At 53.2% G+C, this 1,463-nt stretch carries 1 rRNA gene; it reads right to left on the reverse strand.

Annotated features, from left to right (window positions below):
• Positions 1 to 1,463 (reverse strand): 23S ribosomal RNA (locus tag ACJ5GX_RS04035); the annotation flags it as partial.

Here is a 1,463-nt window from a genome sequence, read left to right on the forward strand (position 1 = left end):
GCCCCAGGATGTGATGAGCCGACATCGAGGTGCCAAACACCGCCGTCGATATGAACTCTTGGGCGGTATCAGCCTGTTATCCCCGGAGTACCTTTTATCCGTTGAGCGATGGCCCTTCCATTCAGAACCACCGGATCACTAAGACCTACTTTCGTACCTGCTCGAGCCGTCACTCTCGCAGTCAAGCTAGCTTATGCCTTTGCACTAACCTCACGATGTCCGACCGTGATTAGCTAACCTTCGTGCTCCTCCGTTACTCTTTGGGAGGAGACCGCCCCAGTCAAACTACCCACCAGACACTGTCCTCACCCCAGATTATGGGGCAGAGTTAGAACATCAAACATTAAAGGGTGGTATTTCAAGGATGGCTCCACGCAGACTGGCGTCCACGCTTCAAAGCCTCCCACCTATCCTACACATCAAGGCTCAATGTTCAGTGTCAAGCTATAGTAAAGGTTCACGGGGTCTTTCCGTCTTGCCGCGGGTACACTGCATCTTCACAGCGAGTTCAATTTCACTGAGTCTCGGGTGGAGACAGCCTGGCCATCATTACGCCATTCGTGCAGGTCGGAACTTACCCGACAAGGAATTTCGCTACCTTAGGACCGTTATAGTTACGGCCGCCGTTTACTGGGGCTTCGATCAAGAGCTTCGCCTTGCGGCTGACCCCATCAATTAACCTTCCAGCACCGGGCAGGCGTCACACCGTATACGTCCACTTTCGTGTTTGCACAGTGCTGTGTTTTTATTAAACAGTTGCAGCCAGCTGGTATCTTCGACTGATTTCAGCTCCATCCGCGAGGGACTTCACCTACATATCAGCGTGCCTTCTCCCGAAGTTACGGCACCATTTTGCCTAGTTCCTTCACCCGAGTTCTCTCAAGCGCCTTGGTATTCTCTACCTGACCACCTGTGTCGGTTTGGGGTACGATTTAATGTTACCTGGAGCTTAGAGGCTTTTCCTGGAAGCAGGGCATCAACTACTTCTGCACCGTAGTGCATCGTCATCACGCCTCAGGGTTAGTATGTAACCGGATTTACCAGGTCACACCCCCTACACGCTTAAACCGGGACAACCGTCGCCCGGCTAGCCTAGCCTTCTCCGTCCCCCCTTCGCAGTAACACCAAGTACAGGAATATTAACCTGTTTCCCATCGACTACGCTTTTCAGCCTCGCCTTAGGGGTCGACTCACCCTGCCCCGATTAACGTTGGACAGGAACCCTTGGTCTTCCGGCGAGCGGGCTTTTCACCCGCTTTATCGTTACTTATGTCAGCATTCGCACTTCTGATACCTCCAGCAACCCTCACAGGCCACCTTCAACGGCTTACAGAACGCTCCCCTACCCAACAACGCCTAAGCGTCGCTGCCGCAGCTTCGGTGCATGGTTTAGCCCCGTTACATCTTCCGCGCAGGCCGACTCGACCAGTGAGCTATTACGCTTTCTTTAAATGATGGCTGCT

The organism is Wolbachia endosymbiont of Tuta absoluta, from assembly GCF_059414725.1.